Source organism: Stappia sediminis, from assembly GCF_009826895.1.
GTDB lineage: Bacteria > Pseudomonadota > Alphaproteobacteria > Rhizobiales > Stappiaceae > Hongsoonwoonella > Hongsoonwoonella sediminis.
In genome coordinates this window covers 436102-451530 of sequence record NZ_WUMV01000006.1, presented here as the reverse complement: position 1 = coordinate 451530, position 15429 = coordinate 436102, and the positions used below count along the sequence as shown (strand labels likewise).

The window sequence follows — 15429 nt, the reverse complement described above, 5'->3', positions numbered from 1 at the left end:
GTGAAGAAAAAAACCCGGGCGGGGGACCTTCCCCCGGGCCGGGCTTTCGGCATTAATGTCTGAATTCGCCGAGGCGAAGATCAGGCAGCAAGTTTCGCGATATGGCTGTTGCGCTTTTGCAGGAAGGCGCGCAGCAGTGCCGGATATTCCGTGGTGACGGCATCCTTGATGGACTGACGCTCGGAAAGCGCCTTGCGCCAGCGGGCGACCTTTTCAAGCCCGGTCAGCACGCCGAAATCGCCGATCTCGTCGAAAACGTCGAAATAGCGGAAAATGGGCCCGAAGACCGCATCGACCAGGGTAAAGGTTTCGCCGGCGAAAAATGGACCTTCCCCGAGGTCGGCTTCAAGACGCTCGAAGCGCTGGCGCAACTCCTTCGCTTTCGCAGCGAAGGCGGCCTCGTCCGGCGCGTTGTAGAGCCCGCCGATGCCGTTCAGGATATTGGAGCCCATTTCCATATAGGCGCGGTGCTGCGCGCGCTTGATCGGATCGCCCGGGTGTAGCGGATTTTGATAGACGTCTTCCAGATATTCGACGATCGCCGCGGACTCGAACAAGGATTCTTCGCCGACTTTCAGCACAGGCACCTTGCCAAGCGGCGAAATTTGCTGGAACCATTCCGGTTTGTTGGAGAGATCGACATAGATCCGCTCAAAAGGGACGCCTTTTTCGGTGAGCGCGATCGCCGCTCGCTGAACGTAGGGGCAAAGCGTATGGCTGACGAGGACAGGAACCTCAGACATCATCATTTTCCCATCTTGTTGCATTTGCATCATTTATCATGCATCTGCATTGAAAAATCAAGATTGATGCAATTGCGACGATCTGATAGCGACGGGCCATGCGTAAAATTGCCCTGACGTCAGAAACCGTCGAGCTCGCCTGGGTCCGCCTGACCCGGGTGGCGGAGCACGTCCGCTGCGGCATCGAAAGAACCCTGAAGGAATACGGCTTTCCGCCACTTTCCTGGTACGACGTACTCCTGGAACTCGATCGCGAGGAGAGCGGCCAACTGAGGCCACTGGAGATCGAGAAACGCATCTTGATGGCGCAGTACAATATGTCGCGCCTGCTCGACCGGATGGAGAAGGCAGGCTACGTGAAGCGCGAAATTTGCGCGCAGGACGGGCGCGGCATCGTCGTCCGCATTACCAGGCAAGGTCGGAAGATCCGTGAGGAAATGTGGCCCGTCTACGCCGAGGCAATGCAGCGGGAAGTCGGCGAAATGCTGACGGACGACGAGACGAAAATGCTGGCCACCACGCTGGAAAAGCTGCTGCCTTCGAAGTGACGCGGGCGGGCACGTGAAGTTTACATTACGTAATATTAAATCATAATCATGTATCCATGCTCCTATCGAACGGCAAAATGAAGTACCATGAGGCCGGGACAGGTATGGCTCCATGGATTTGCTCGAAAATTTATGAAGCCGTGACCTGAAGCCCCAAACAAGTATGACGCCGTAGTATCAAGTGAGGGAGCGTCATGGAGGCAGACCGGGGGCCGTTGAGCCGGACCGACTGGGTCCTCGCCGGATTACAGGCACTGGCGAGGGGCGGACCGAATGCGGTGCGTGTGGAGGCGATCGCGCGCAGCATCAGGGTTTCCAAGGGGTCATTCTACTGGCATTTCAAGGACGCGGCGGAACTCAAGCTCATGATGCGCGAAGTCTGGCGCATCGATGCCGGAGAAGGCGTGATCGAACGGGTGGAAGAGGCGCGCGGGTCGGCCTACGAGAAGCTTCAGACATGGGCGGGGCTTGCCGGTAACGCGGCAATCGTCGGCGATTTCCACGGGCTGAAGCTGGAGCCAGCGATCCGCGAATGGGCGCGCTACGACCATGCGGCCGCCGAAATGCTGAAGAGCGTCGACGAAAAGCGCCTGAGTTACTTGAGCCAGCTGTTCGCCCAGGCCGGCAACCCGGCCAACTCCTACGAAAATGCTTCGCTCTTCTACGCTGCCGGCATCGGCCTCGATCCGCTTTCGGAAGGCGGGCTCGCCGATGTCGCCATGCCGCTCTATGCGCTTCTCGATGCGCTGCTGAATGTCAGCCAGCCGCTGGGCCGGGCGTCCGCTATGCCCGGAGAGTGAGGCAAGGGGCAAGGTGATCAGATCGCTTTGGCGACCGGAGATCGCTCCGGAGACGGCTTTCTCCTCGGATTTTTTGGCAGCGAACACAATTCACCCTGACCCTGACCCTCTCCCTTCGAGGGAGAGGGAAGGCGCTTGGGTCTGACACTCTGAAATTCAAAAACCGCGCGAATTTTCAAAGACTTGTGAGGGTGGGAGCAGGTTTGGCCGGGCTGCGGTCGGTCAAGGTCCCGCCACTGCAAGACCTGATCCGGCAATCCAGTATCCATGGCCGAAAGCAAGAAAAACCCCGGGCGGCGAACCGTCCGGGGTTTTGCTTCGGCACGGGGCATGAAGCATTTGAACCGCGGGGAGACGCTGGAGCATCCCTATCGTTGCCAAGAACAAGCAAGGGATGCTCCAGCATTTTGCTGGGCGATCAACTTGTCTGCGTTCAGGGGAGGTCTCCTGAACGCAGGTTGATCTGGTTCACCGGCTGCCTTGGCGCAGTCCGGAGCGGATGATCTGGCGAAGACCGTCGACGGGCGCAAGGATGCCGTCCTGCTCGATATGCCAGAAAGTCCAACCATTGCAGGCGCTCTGCCCCTGGACGAGGGCGCCGACCTTGTGAATGGAGCCATTGTGCTCGCCGGAGACGAGTGAGCCGTCCGCACGCACCGTCGCCCTGTGGCGTCCGCGCGCACAGGTGAGCCTGTCGCCCGGCCTGATGAGGCCTGCCTCGAGAAGGTTGCCGAAGGGCACGCGAGGTTCGGCGCGTTTGCCGCGCGAAACCTCCAGCGCATCGTCATTGGCCGGCGTCAGCCCGTCGATGCGCTTTTCGGCCGCAGCGATATAGTCCTGCTCGCGTTCCACGCCGACGAAATGACGGCCGAGCTTGCGCGCGACAGCACCCGTCGTGCCCGTTCCGAAGAAAGGATCGAGCACCACATCGCCGCGGTTCGTGGACGAAAGCAGCACCCGGTAAAGCAGCGATTCCGGCTTCTGGGTCGGATGCACCTTCTGGCCAGCATCGTCCTTCAGCCGTTCCGAGCCGGTGCAAAGCGGCAGGTTCCAGTCCGAACGCATCTGAAGATCGTCGTTGAACGTCTTCAACGCCTCGTAGTTGAAGGTGTAGCGCGCGTCCTTTTTCGGGACGGCCCAGATCAACGTCTCGTGGGCGTTGGTGAAGCGCTTCCCCCGGAAATTCGGCATCGGGTTCGACTTCAGCCACACCACGTCGTTCAGGATCCAGAAGCCCAGGTCCTGAAGGATCGTGCCGACGCGAAAGATATTGTGATAGGAACCAATGACCCAGAGCGAGCCGTCCGGCTTCAGGACACGCTTTACCGCAAGCAGCCACGCCCTCGTAAAGGCGTCATAGGCATCGAAACTTGCGAACTGGTCCCAGTGATCGTCGCAGGCATCGACCTGCGAATGATCGGGGCGGAGAAGGTCTCCGCCGAGCTGCAGATTGTACGGGGGATCGGCGAAAACGGCATCGACGGAATGCTTCGGCAGCTTTTCAAGCGCCGCGACGCAATCGCCCTTGATGATCGTGTCCAGCCAGTCCGGCCTGTCGGATGAATGGGGTGCCGCTGCCGACACCCCTTTACTCTGTACTCTCATTGCGACGCATTACCTCACGCAATTACGAGGCTCATGGTTACCGGAGTTGGTAAATCGCAAGTTAAGCGGTGAAACGAATTATTCTTTCTGAATCAATGGTTTGTTTACCAAGGTGAGCCGCGCCGCAGCGTCTGCTTCGCTTTGTTAACGCCCTTGCGCTCCTTGCCTGTGCGGCTTTACGCCTGCAAAGCCTTGGCCGGACTCGCATTTTCGCCGTTTCCGATCTTCGAACTCTCGCATTTCGCAAGACCGGGGCGGGCAAGACGTTAACCTGAAGAAAAATCGAGGATTCCTTGGTTCGGTCGAAATTTTCTGCGATAAAAAATTCCTCACGTTGCGAAAATTATTTTAGCCGGCACCTTGCGGCTTGACCGCATCGCATTGGCGATGAAGCCTGATAAAAACGAGAAAGGAAGCGTATTACGTGACAAGAACCGATCCCGTTGAAACGACGACCGACAAGCCCGCAGCCCACATGCCCGCGCCGATCCCCCACGAGGCATTCAGGGATGCCAAGGCCGCCGTGCGCAGGCTGACCGACATCTTCGAGCGCAACACAGCTTTCCTGCGCGATTGCTTCGACGGCCTTGCAAATGACGAATTGCCGCCGGGCAGGGTGCGCGCGACATATCCGGAAGTCAGGGTTTCGACGAGTACGCACAGCCGCCTCGACAGCCGGCTTTCCTACGGTTTCGTATCGGGGCCGGACGTATATTCCACGACAATCACGCGGCCCGACCTCTTCGCCGACTACCTGGAAGAGCAGATCGCGCTTTTGATCAAGAATCACGGCAACGCCGTTGAAATCGGCGAAAGCCTGGTACCGATCCCGCTGCATTTCGCCTTCTACGACGGCCGGCACGTGGAAAACGCGGTGATGGGCCGCCTCGACCGTCCGCTCGCCGATCTCTTCGACCTGCCGGATCTTTCGGTGATGGACGATGCCATCGTCAACGGCACTTTCGAGACGGCGCCCGGCGAAGCGCGCCCGCTTGCCCCCTTTACCGCACCTCGCGTCGACTATTCGCTGCACCGCCTGCAGCACTATACGGCGACGGCGGCAGAGCATTTCCAGAACTTCGTGATCTTCACGAACTACCAGTTCTATATGGACGAATTCTGCCGGCTGGCACGCGAGCACCTGGCCGACCCGCAAAGCGGCTACACCGCCTTCGTCGAGCCGGGAAACGTGATCACCAGCCGGGGCGAACCGGGGGATGGCGACGGGCTTTCGCGCATGCCGCAGATGCCCGCCTACCACCTGAAGCGGGACGACCACTCAGGCATAACCATGGTCAACATCGGTGTCGGACCGTCGAACGCCAAGACGATCACCGATCATATCGCGGTGCTGCGCCCGCACGCCTGGCTGATGCTGGGCCATTGCGCGGGATTGCGGAACAGCCAGACGCTCGGCGATTACGTGCTTGCGCATGGCTACGTGCGCGAGGACCATGTGCTCGACGCGGACCTGCCGACGTGGGTGCCTATCCCGCCGCTTGCGGAAGTGCAGGTGGCGCTGGAGCAGGCGGTGACGGAGGTGACCGGCTACCAGGGATATGAACTCAAGCGTGTGATGCGTACGGGCACCGTCGCCTCCATCGACAACCGGAACTGGGAATTGCGCGACCACCGCGAACCGGTGCAGCGGTTCTCGCAGTCGCGCGCGATCGCGCTCGACATGGAATCGGCGACGATCGCGGCGAACGGCTTCCGCTTCCGGGTGCCCTACGGAACGCTGCTTTGCGTTTCCGACAAGCCGTTGCACGGCGAACTGAAGCTGCCCGGAATGGCGAGCGATTTCTACAAGAAGCAGGTCTCCCAGCATCTTGAGATCGGCATTTGCGCGATGGAGAAGCTGCGGGCGATGCCGCGCGAGCGCCTGCATTCGCGCAAACTCAGGAGCTTCGCGGAAACTGCGTTCCAGTAAGGCCGCGATGGCGGATTTCAGACCGTCTTGCCGAGGCCGGCGGCAACCGCCTTCTTCATGACCGTCGGCAGGGCTTCGCCGGAAATCTCGTGAGAGGGCGACCACCAGTGCCCGTGCGGAGGAGGCGTGCCCGCCGGGGCGTCCGCGCGCCAGACCGTCATCTCCAGATGGAAATGGGTAAAGGTATGGCGGACGGGGGCAGGCGATTTCCGCCATTTCAACGCCAATGGGGCATCGAGCGGACGGTCGGTCACGGCATCGGCGGCCCATTCGCTCGTCGGCGGCTCGCTCATTCCGCCAAGGAGGCCGCGCGGGGGGCGGCGGCGCAATAAAACCGCGCCATCCTCACGCACGGCGACGAAGGCCATGCCGCGCCGGGTGGGCTTTTGCGCTTTCGCCGCCTTGTGCGGCAAAGTTTCCGCGATCCCTTTTCGGCGACCCGCGCATTCGTCCATCCACGGACAAAGGGCGCAGGCCGGCTTTCGCGGCGTGCAGATCGTCGCGCCGAGGTCCATCATCGCTTGCGCGAAATCCCCCGGCCGGTCCGGCGGCATCAATTCAGCCACATGATCGCGGATCTGCGGCTTGGCATCGGGAAGGGGCGTTTCGATCGCTTCGAGCCGCGTGATCACACGCTCTATGTTGCCGTCGACGACGGCGGCCGGACGGTCGAAGGCGATCGCCGCTATCGCGGCCGCCGTATAAGGACCGATGCCGGGAAGGGCCTTCAGCCCTTCCTCCGTTTGCGGAAAGCGGCCGCCATGGTCGCGGGCGACGGTTTCGGCGCATTTCTTCAGGTTTCTGGCGCGCGAATAATAGCCGAGGCCCGCCCAGGCCTTCATGACGTCCTCTTCTCCAGCCGCCGCGAGATCTTCCACCCGGGGCCAGCGCTCGACAAAGGCCGAATAATAGGACTTCACCGCCGCGACCGTCGTTTGTTGCAGCATCACCTCCGACAGCCACACGTGATAGGGGTCCGGAACGACGCCGAGCGCGCGGTCTTCCGGCGAGACGCGCCAGGGAAGCGGGCGGGCGTGACGGTCGTACCAGGCGATGAGGGCGGAGGGTGCTGCGGCAAGCGTCATGACGGTGTCGAGGATCGTGTTGAAAACGAAGATTTCAAGAGGTTTCACACAGGTTGTTCTTGTTTCGCAGAAATTCTCATGCGAATCGGGCTGAAATTTTGTGGAAAATACTGCTTCGGGTTACAATTCAGCCGGTCCGGGGATCGGTCGAAGAAAGAGCGGCCATGGCGACGAACGATTCCAGATTGCATAGCGGAGCCGGCGCAAAGCGCCTAACGAACGCGCGCCCGCTCGGCGAACTCATCGCAAGGCCGATCGCCGCCGCCGTTAAGAAACGCGGCTTCGCCACCGCCGACCTGCTGTCGGACTGGCCGGACATCGTCGGCGAACGATATGCAACCCGCGTCCAGCCGGCACGGCTCCACTGGCCGCGTTCCGCCGACGGCAGCGGCGATCACGCGCCAGATCCCGCGACCCTCACGGTCCATACCGACGGGGCGACGGCGCTTTTCCTGACCCATGAGCTCCCGACGCTGATCGACCGTATCAACGACTATTTCGGCTGGGCGGCGGTGGGGCGCATCAAGATCGTCCAGCGCCCGGTGGTGGCGCGCAAGAAAGCGGAACCCGTGCCCTTGAGGGAGCTTACGCGCGACGAGGAATGCGAGCTTTCGAAAAAGGTTTCCGAAGTGACGGCACCGCATTTGCGCCGCGCGCTGGAAAGGCTCGGGCGCGCCGTGATCGCAAAAAACCGCTGAGCGGGATTACCTGCTGAGGACGATTTCCGCACCCGACGGCGTATAGCCCGTCAGAAGATCCGGCCTGTCCACGAAAAGCGTTGCGACTTCGACGCCGCTCGCATCCAGAAGACGCAAGGTGTCGCCTGTCACCGACCATGTATGCGCGCCGGCCACAGCGGATGCGCCGCAGCCGGAGGCCGAGACCGGAGCGCCGGCAACGCCGGGGTGGCCAAAGCGAAGGCCGCAGCCGGCAAGCGTTACCACCCGCCAATACCCTTGAGTGATTTCACCGAGATCCGTGCCGGAAAGCGTGGACCCTTGCGTAGCCGCCGCAACGAACGGCCGAGCCGGCGAGACTGCGGAAGGGACGGATTGCGCGGCCGTTTCCGGCACGAGCGAGAGGGGAGCCGAGACAGGCTGTCCGCTGTCGCCCCGATGAGCTGCAACGGCAGGTTCCACCTGGGGCGCCGAGGCGAATAAAGCAGGCGGCGGGCTTTCGGAGCCCGACTGGCAGGCGGCAAGAGCCAGACAGGCGGCGACGAGAACGGGCGCGCGGACCATCATCCCTCCGGTTGCGGAATTACGAGCGGACGTGCGTAGCGCCGTGTTGCGAGCATGAAAAGCACCGAAGCCGCCGACCTTGCGGGAAAATGCGCTTTTTGCACCAAAAGTTACGTGATCGTTAATTTCACCGGAGCGTGAACCGGCAGGTTGGCTCACCTCTCATTGATGCCACAATTCACCTCTCCCGTTGACGCGAGAGCAATTGGGCTTACACATTCACTCAACGGACGCCCAACCCGCACGATTATCGGGTGCCGATACGAAATCCGGCGGCTGAAGCCGCGAAGCGCATAGGAAGACGCAAGGTGACTTTGAACAGAAGACAATTCCTGGACCGTTCCGCCCGCGTAATGCTGGCCGCCGGGCTGACGCTCAGCGCCGTTCCGGCACTGGCGGAAAGCGTGGATGTGGAAGCGCTGATGCAGGCGGGGCCCCTGCCGGAGATGGCGCTGGGCGATGAAAACGCGCCCGTCACGATCGTGGAATACGCGTCGATGACCTGCGGTCATTGCGCGAATTTCCACAAGAACACCTATCCGCATCTGAAGAGCGAATATATCGAGAAGGGCAAGGTGCGCTTCCTGTTCCGCGAATTCCCGCTCGATCCGGTTGCGACAGCCGCCTTCATGCTCGCGCGCTGCGCACCGGAAGACAAGTATTTCGACGTGGTGGACACCATGTTCGCCGAACAGCGCAAGTGGGCTTTCACCAACGATCCTTACAATTCATTGTTGAATTTCGCCAAGCAGATCGGATTTACACAGGAAAACTTCGAAAGCTGCTTGCAGAATCAGGAACTTCTCGACGCAATAAACAATATCAAGAATCGCGCCTCGAGCGAGTTCGGGGTGAGTTCGACGCCGACCTTCTTCGTCAACGGCGAGAAGGTGAATGGAGCGATCACGGTTGAGCAGCTGGACGAAGAGCTGGCAAAGCATCTGTGACCGGCGCGCGGCGCGGGCGGGCGAGCGTTCGCCCGTGCCCGGCATTCAGCTCCTCCAGGCCCAATTCTCCCGGGCAAGCACGACCGGCCGGAGAAGCCGGCCATGAAGTTCAACAAGCTGCGCGTCCTGGGTTTCAAGTCCTTCGTCGAACCGATGGAATTCGTCATCGGCGAGGGGCTGACAGGCGTCGTGGGGCCGAACGGATGCGGCAAGTCCAACCTCGTCGAGGCCCTGCGCTGGGTCATGGGCGAGAATTCCTACAAGAACATGCGCGCGTCCGGCATGGACGACGTGATCTTCTCCGGCAGCCTGAACCGGCCGGCGCGCAACACCGCCGAGGTGACGCTTTTCCTCGACAACGGCGCGCGTACGGCACCTTCCGGCTTCAACGACGCCGACCTTCTGGAGGTCACGCGCCGGATCGAGCGCGAAGCGGGCTCCGTCTACAAGATCAACAGCAAGGACGTGCGCGCCCGCGACGTGCAGCTTCTCTTCGCCGATGCCTCGACCGGGGCACGCTCGCCCGCACTGGTGCGCCAGGGCCAGATCGGCGAACTGATCGCGGCAAAGCCGACCTCGCGGCGCATGATCCTGGAAGAGGCGGCCGGCATTTCCGGCCTCCACTCGCGCCGGCACGAGGCGGAATTGCGCCTGAAGGGGGCCGAACAGAACCTTGAGCGGCTGGAGGACGTTCTCGTCCAGATCGACCAGCAGCTCGACGGGCTGAAGCGGCAGGCGCGCCAGGCAAGCCGATACCGCAACCTTTCCTCCGAAATCCGCCAGACGGAAGCGACACTCCTTTACTTGCGCTGGCTTGAAGGCAAGGCGCATCTGGAAACCGCCGACGCGGAAGCGCAAACGGCCGCGCAGGAGATGGCGACGGCAACCGCGACGCAGGCGGAAGCCGCGAAACATCAGGCCATCGCCCAGCACAGGATGCCGGAACTTCGCGATGCGGCGGCAAAGGCGGGAGCGGTGCTTCAGCGGCTCGTCATCGCGCGCAACGAGCTTGATTCCGAAGAGCGGCGGGTGCGCGAGAAGCTTTCGGACCTGACCGCGCGCCTGCAGCAGCTTGCCGGCGATATCGAGCGCGAAGAGCGCATGATCGCTGAAAACGGCGAGCATCTGGAACTGCTTTCCCAAGAGGAAGAAGAGCTGCGGCTGGAGAACGAAGCGGAAGCCGAACGCGCGGAGGAGACGGGAGCTCGCGTCGAGGCGGCGGCGGAAAAGGTCGCGTCGCTGGAGACGAAGCTCGGCGAGCTGACGCAAGAGCAAGCCCGCGTCGACGCGCGGCGCCGGGAACTGGAGCGCCTTGTCCAGGACGCGAAGGCGCGGGCCGACCGGCTGTCGCGCCAGATGGCGGAGGCTGAGGACGAACTGAGCGCCGTCACGGACCGGATCGCGGGAGAAGAAGGCCCGGCGATGCGCCGCGAGGAACTGGAGCTTTCCGAAGCCGAACTCGTCAACGGCGAAGAGACCGTGGCCGAGGCGGAAGAGGCGACGGGCACGGCCCGCGAAGCGCTGGAGGCCGCAAGGGCACCGCTTTCCGAGGCGCAGGGCAAGCTGTCGCGGCTTGAAACGGAAGCGGCCACGCTTGCAAGGGTGCTCAACGTCGAGGCGCCGGGCGACTGGGAGCCGGTCGTTGAGGCGATCAAGGTGGCGCCGGGCTTCGAAGCGGCACTTGGTGCCGCGCTCGGCGAGGATCTCGATGCGCCGCTCGACGGCGAAGCGCCTGTCCATTGGGCGGGTTCCGCAGACATGGCGGGCGATCCGGCCCTGCCTGAAGGCGCGGTGCCGCTGTCGCATGAAGTCGATGCGCCATCAGCGCTTCACCGCCGGCTTGCGCAGATCGGCATCGTGGATGCGCATCGCGGTCCAGCCTTGCAGGCGATTCTCAAGCCCGGCCAGCGGCTTGTGAGCCGCGATGGCGATCTCTGGCGCTGGGACGGCTTCACGATCGCGGCCGATGCGCCCACGCCCGCAGCACAGCGCCTGCAGCAGAAAAACCGGCTAGCGGCACTGGAAGACGAGATCGAGACAGCACGAGCCGAGGTCGAGGTGCGTCAGGCCTCACTTCAGGCAGCGTCCGATGTCGTGCGCCGGGCCGGCGAGGACGAACAGGCGGCACGCGGCCGGCTGAAGGAAAGCCAGCGCAGGGCGATGCTTGCGCGTGAGGCGTTGGCTGAAGCCGAAAGGGCGCTGACGCAGCTTTCCTCCCGCCAGGAAACCTTGCGCGAGACCGTTCAGCGGCTGGAAGAGGAAATCGCCGAAGCGCGAGAGCGCATGCTGGACGCGGAATCGGATGCCGCCGACCTTCCCGAAGTAGGCGGTCTGGCAGAAGCGATTGCCGAACTGCGCAACACGCTTGCCGATGCGCGGGCCGAACTGGCGCAAGCGCGCGCGAGCGCCGAAGGCGTCGCCCGCGAACGGCAGATGCGCGACCGCAGGCTTGAGGCGATCGCCCGCGAACGGGCCAACTGGGCAAACCGCGTGTCCAACGCGCAGTCCCAGATCGAAGTTTTGCGCGGGCGGCGCGAGGAGGCGGAAGAAGAGCGGCAGACGCTTGCCGAAGCGCCGGAGGATATCGACCTGAAGCGCCGCGAGCTTTTGAGCCAGGTCTCTTCCGCCGAAGAGGACCGCAAGAAGGCCGACGATGCGCTTGTCGCCGCCGAAGCTGCGCTCGCCGAACTCGACAGGGGCGCGAAGGCGACGCTGGAGGCGCTGTCGGGCGCCCGCGAACGCAAGATCAGGACGGAAGAGCGGCTGGAAGCCGCCCGCGCCCGCAAGGCGGAAATCGAGGCGCGGATCGACGAGGCGCTTGAAGTCCCGGTTTCGGCGCTGCCGGAACTTGCAGGGCTGAAGGAAGGCGCGCCGCTGCCGCAGCACGAGGCGATGGAGCGCAAGCTGGAACGGCTGAAGGGCGAGCGCGAGCGCCTTGGCGGGGTGAACCTTCGAGCCGATGAGGAAATGCGCGAAATCGACGAGCAGCGCACGACGCTTGCCAGCGAGCGCGACGACCTGATCGAGGCGATCAAGCGGCTGCGCAACGGGATTTCCAACCTGAACCGGGAGGCGCGCGAGCGCCTGTTGAAGGCGTTCGGGCAGGTAAACGATCACTTCCAGCGCCTTTTTACCCATCTTTTCGGCGGGGGCACCGCGGAACTTCAACTCGTCGATGCCGAAGACCCGCTGGAGGCGGGCCTCGAAATCATCGCCCGCCCGCCGGGCAAGAAACCGCAGACGATGACCCTTCTTTCCGGCGGCGAGCAGGCGCTGACCGCCATGGCGCTGATCTTCGCGGTGTTCCTGACGAATCCCGCGCCGATTTGCGTGCTCGACGAGGTGGACGCCCCGCTCGACGATGCCAACGTCGAGCGTTATTGCGATCTTCTGGAGGAAATGACGCGCAATACCGACACGCGTTTCGTGGTCATTACGCACAACCCGATCACCATGGCGCGCATGAATCGCCTGTTCGGCGTGACCATGGCCGAACGCGGCGTTTCGCAGCTCGTTTCCGTCGATCTCGAGACGGCGGAAAGCTTCCTTGAAGCGGTCTGAAGTCCGCGCGAGAGCGATTCCTCCCCGGAAGTTTTCGGTGGAAGCTTGCGAAGCGGCCCGGCCACAGCCTTCGCCAAAAGTGGAATATCAAGCAAAATCAGCAGGTTAACCCGTATTCATGCCGCCTTGACAGGCTATAGGGTGCCGACTATGGTGCGCCCGGCTTTCGGGGGCTTCACCCAACGCCGATTTCCAGCCGGAAACGACGGGGATCCAGACCATGTCTCCAGAGAATACCGGTAAGGAAAGCGGCGAGGGAAAACCTCGGGGAGCGGATCTGTCCGAACGGATGGACCGGCTTAGCCGATCGCTCGATGCGAAGCGCCAGGCGGAGGAAGTCCGCCACGGCAGCAAGCGCGAGGGTGACGCGAAAGGCATTGCGCTAGCCCTGAGGCTGTCGACGGAATTCGTCGCCGGTATTCTGGTGGGTAGCGGAATCGGCTGGTTGATCGACAGCGGTCTGGGAACGTCGCCCTGGGGGCTAATCGTATTCCTGCTGCTGGGGTTCGTCGCGGGCGTGATAAACGTCTTGAGGTCGGCCGGGCTCGTGTCCGACCCTTACGGCGGGGGCCGCGGCCGGAACGACTGAGAGTTGCGGGCGCAAGAGTCATGAATATGAACCATTCGGGCGCAATGCCCGACATGATCGAGACAAGGAAGAGGGGCTGAGCCGGTGGCGAACGATCCGATCCATCAGTTCCAGATCAGCAAGATCATTCCGATCGAGGTCGGGGGCCTTGATCTTTCATTTACGAATTCGGCGCTCTTCATGGTGGCGACCGTCGCCGTGACCGCGCTCTTCCTGATCATGGGCACCAGCGGACGGGGCCTCGTGCCGACGCGCTGGCAGTCGATGGTGGAAATGAGCTACGAGTTCGTGGCGAGTACGCTGCGAAGTTCGGCCGGAAACGAGGGGATGCGCTTTTTTCCCTTCGTCTTCTCCATCTTCATGTTCGTGCTGATCGCCAACCTTCTCGGCATGTTTCCGTATTTCTTCACGGTGACGAGCCACCTTATCGTGACCTTCGCGCTCGCCATGGTCGTGATCGGCCTTGTGGTCATCTACGGTTTCGCCAAGCACGGCGCCAAGTTCCTCGGCCTGTTCGTGCCTCACGGCGTGCCCGGTGCGCTCGTCCCGCTGGTGACGCTGATCGAGGTGATCTCGTTCCTTTCGCGTCCGATCAGCCTTTCGGTTCGTCTCTTCGCCAACATGCTCGCCGGACACATCACGCTGAAAGTCTTTACCGGCTTCGTCGTCTCGCTGCTGGCGAGCGATGCGCTCGGCATCTTCGGGCCGATCACCTCGATCCTGCCGCTCGTCATGGGCGTGGCGCTCACCGGCCTGGAATTCCTGGTCGCTTTCCTGCAGGCCTACGTCTTCACGGTGTTGACCTGCATGTACCTCAACGACGCTCTTCATCCGAGCCACTGAGGACAACCTGACGGCCCCGCGGCGCGGGGCCATTCTTCACGTCGCTGCAATCTTACAAGGAGCAAACGTCATGGAAGCTGAAGCAGCAAAGTTGATCGGTGCCGGCATCGCCTGCCTCGGCATGGGTGGCGCAGCCATCGGCCTCGGCAGCATTTTCGGTAACTACCTCTCGGGTGCCCTGCGCAACCCATCGGCCGCCGACGGCCAGTTCGGCCGCCTGATCTTCGGCTTCGCCGTTACCGAAGCTCTCGGCATCTTCTCGCTGCTGGTGGCTCTCCTCCTCCTCTTCGCCGTCTGATTTTCCGGACGGACGACAGCGACGCAGATCGGGCCGGGCGGCGGGAACGATTCCCGGCGCCCGGTTCCAGCGCCATCCGGCGACAGGCCGGAGACGAATTGCCGGAACATGGTTAATCGTCAGGGATTTATCGTCCGGCGGCGTCACTGAAACAGGGCAAGGATGAAGGGTATGGCGACGACACAGGCCGCATCAGAAACGACCGGCGAACACGCCGCCGGCACCGAGGTGCCCCACGACGCCCACGCGAGCGTAGGGTTCCCGCCGTTCAACAGCGAGACCTTCGCTTCGCAGCTCTTGTGGCTCGCGATCACTTTCGGGCTTCTCTACTGGATCATGAGCAAGGTTGCCCTGCCGCGCATCGCGGGCATCCTTGAAGACCGGCGCGACCGCATCGCGGGCGATCTTGCGGAGGCGAACCGCCTCAAGCAGGAAGGCGACGCCGCCGTGGCCGCCTACGAACAGGCGCTGGCCGAAGCGCGCAACCGCGCCCACGGAATTGCGCACGATACGCGCGAAAAGCTGAAGGCCGAAACCGAGGCTCGCCGGGGCGAAGCCGAAGAAGGCCTTTCCAAGAAGCTTTCGGAGGCCGAGGCAAGGATCGGCGAGATCAAGAGCGCCGCCCTTTCGCAGGTGAGCGAGATCGCAACCGACACCACCACGACGCTTGTGGAAACGCTCATCGGCAAGGCGCCGACCAAGACCGAGCTTTCCAAGGCGATCGACGGCGCGATGAAATAGGAGAGCACGATGGACGCTACATTCTGGGCGCTGATCGCACTGATCCTGTTTTTCGCAGTGCTCTACTACTTCAAGGTGCCGGGCACGGTCGGCTCCTCGCTCGACAAACGCGCGGAGACGATTTCCAACGAACTGGAGGAAGCCCGCAAGCTGCGCGAAGAGGCGCAGGCCCTGCTGGCGGAGTACCAGCGCAAGCGCCGTGAAGCCGAAGAGGAAGCTGAGGCGATCGTCGCCGAAGCCAAACTCGAAGCCGAGCGCATGACCGTCGAGGCGAACGAAGCTCTTCAGGAAATGATCGAGCGGCGCACGAAGGCAGCCGAGCGCAAGATCGAGCAGGCCGAAGGCCAGGCGGTGGCGGAAGTGCGCGCGCGCGCGGCCGATATCGCAGTCTCTGCCGCCCGCAAGATCCTGGAAGGCAAGGTCTCCGGCAAGATTGCCGACGATCTGATGAAAAAGAGCATCGAGGAAGTCAAAGGCCGGTTGAACTGACCGAACCGC

15 protein-coding genes are annotated in these 15429 nt (G+C 62.6%); 11 read left to right on the top strand and 4 right to left on the bottom strand.

The window, feature by feature from the left end; translation table 11 throughout:
- Positions 1-80: 80 nt before the first annotated feature.
- The gene (locus tag GR183_RS14335; protein ID WP_160776312.1) at positions 81-743 is read right to left on the bottom strand and encodes a glutathione S-transferase family protein; all 663 of its coding nucleotides are present in this window, start codon (positions 741-743) and stop codon (positions 81-83) included.
- A gap of 98 nt (positions 744-841) precedes the next feature.
- Between GR183_RS14335 and GR183_RS14330 the strand changes: the two genes are divergently transcribed.
- Together GR183_RS14330 and GR183_RS14325 are read left to right on the top strand one after the other, a co-directional pair.
- Complete coding sequence (locus tag GR183_RS14330) at positions 842-1291, top strand: MarR family winged helix-turn-helix transcriptional regulator (protein ID WP_160776311.1); 450 nt, start codon at positions 842-844, stop codon at positions 1289-1291.
- A 194-nt stretch (positions 1292-1485) separates the two neighbouring features.
- Complete coding sequence (locus GR183_RS14325; protein WP_160776310.1) at positions 1486-2091, top strand: TetR/AcrR family transcriptional regulator; 606 nt, start codon at positions 1486-1488, stop codon at positions 2089-2091.
- A gap of 468 nt (positions 2092-2559) precedes the next feature.
- Here the strand turns inward: GR183_RS14325 and GR183_RS14320 are convergent, their stop codons facing one another.
- Positions 2560-3696: a site-specific DNA-methyltransferase gene (locus GR183_RS14320; RefSeq protein WP_160776309.1), complete on the bottom strand. Its 1137-nt coding sequence runs from the start codon at positions 3694-3696 to the stop codon at positions 2560-2562.
- A 475-nt stretch (positions 3697-4171) separates the two neighbouring features.
- Here GR183_RS14320 and GR183_RS14315 point away from each other — a divergent pair, with 475 nt between their 5' ends.
- Entirely contained in the window at positions 4172-5626 is a 1455-nt protein-coding gene (locus tag GR183_RS14315; RefSeq protein ID WP_160776350.1) for an AMP nucleosidase, read from the top strand.
- A gap of 17 nt (positions 5627-5643) precedes the next feature.
- Here the strand turns inward: GR183_RS14315 and mutY are convergent, their stop codons facing one another.
- Entirely contained in the window at positions 5644-6711 is a 1068-nt protein-coding gene (mutY, locus tag GR183_RS14310; RefSeq protein ID WP_160776349.1) for an A/G-specific adenine glycosylase, read from the bottom strand.
- Between the two features lie 164 nt (positions 6712-6875).
- On the opposite strand from mutY, the gene GR183_RS14305 reads away from it, so the two are divergent.
- A complete protein-coding gene (locus tag GR183_RS14305) occupies positions 6876-7409 on the top strand; it encodes a DUF721 domain-containing protein (RefSeq protein WP_160776308.1) in 534 nt (177 codons plus the stop codon).
- Between the two features lie 6 nt (positions 7410-7415).
- Here GR183_RS14305 and GR183_RS14300 read toward each other — a convergent pair whose 3' ends face one another.
- Complete coding sequence (locus GR183_RS14300; protein ID WP_160776307.1) at positions 7416-7952, bottom strand: hypothetical protein; 537 nt, start codon at positions 7950-7952, stop codon at positions 7416-7418.
- A gap of 308 nt (positions 7953-8260) precedes the next feature.
- Between GR183_RS14300 and GR183_RS14295 the strand changes: the two genes are divergently transcribed.
- The 7 genes from GR183_RS14295 (at position 8261) to GR183_RS14265 (ending at position 15420) form a co-directional block, all read left to right on the top strand.
- On the top strand, positions 8261-8899 hold the full coding sequence (locus tag GR183_RS14295) for a DsbA family protein (protein WP_160776306.1): 639 nt from the start codon (positions 8261-8263) through the stop codon (positions 8897-8899).
- Positions 8900-9001: 102 nt separating this feature from the next.
- Entirely contained in the window at positions 9002-12460 is a 3459-nt protein-coding gene (locus GR183_RS14290) for a chromosome segregation SMC family protein (protein ID WP_160776305.1), read from the top strand.
- A 220-nt stretch (positions 12461-12680) separates the two neighbouring features.
- On the top strand, positions 12681-13049 hold the full coding sequence (locus GR183_RS14285) for an AtpZ/AtpI family protein (protein ID WP_160776304.1): 369 nt from the start codon (positions 12681-12683) through the stop codon (positions 13047-13049).
- A gap of 84 nt (positions 13050-13133) precedes the next feature.
- A complete protein-coding gene (locus tag GR183_RS14280; protein WP_160776303.1) occupies positions 13134-13892 on the top strand; it encodes a F0F1 ATP synthase subunit A in 759 nt (252 codons plus the stop codon).
- A 70-nt stretch (positions 13893-13962) separates the two neighbouring features.
- Positions 13963-14190 carry a F0F1 ATP synthase subunit C gene (locus GR183_RS14275; RefSeq protein ID WP_160776302.1) on the top strand — a complete coding sequence of 76 codons (228 nt, stop codon included), beginning with the start codon at positions 13963-13965 and terminating at the stop codon, positions 14188-14190.
- A 171-nt stretch (positions 14191-14361) separates the two neighbouring features.
- Positions 14362-14931 carry a F0F1 ATP synthase subunit B gene (locus tag GR183_RS14270; RefSeq protein ID WP_160776301.1) on the top strand — a complete coding sequence of 190 codons (570 nt, stop codon included), beginning with the start codon at positions 14362-14364 and terminating at the stop codon, positions 14929-14931.
- 9 nt (positions 14932-14940) lie between these two features.
- Positions 14941-15420 carry a F0F1 ATP synthase subunit B gene (locus GR183_RS14265; protein ID WP_160776300.1) on the top strand — a complete coding sequence of 160 codons (480 nt, stop codon included), beginning with the start codon at positions 14941-14943 and terminating at the stop codon, positions 15418-15420.
- Positions 15421-15429: the final 9 nt, after the last annotated feature.